Source organism: uncultured Metabacillus sp. (assembly GCF_947503125.1).
In the GTDB taxonomy this organism is placed as follows: domain Bacteria; phylum Bacillota; class Bacilli; order Bacillales; family Bacillaceae; genus Metabacillus.
Genome location: NZ_CANNCR010000232.1, coordinates 1 through 220, shown reverse-complemented (window position 1 = coordinate 220; position 220 = coordinate 1). Strand labels below are relative to the sequence as shown.

Sequence of the window (220 nt, the reverse complement as noted above, 5' to 3'; positions counted from 1 at the left end):
CCGAACACGGAAGTTAAGCTCTTCAGCGCCGATGGTAGTTGGGGGTTTCCCCCTGTGAGAGTAGGACGTTGCCAGGTTGTTTAAAGAAAAAACAAAGGATGGCATGTAAAGTGCGCGACGTTAATCGCCACACATCCTGTGTCTCGGAGGATTAGCTCAGCTGGGAGAGCACCTGCCTTACAAGCAGGGGGTCGGCGGTTCGATCCCGTCATCCTCCACC

General features: G+C 54.5%; 1 tRNA gene. It reads left to right on the top strand.

The features are described from left to right. The first annotated feature begins 145 nt into the window (after positions 1 to 145). Positions 146 to 218 (top strand) — tRNA-Val (locus Q1B07_RS26990). Positions 219 to 220 lie beyond the last annotated feature (2 nt).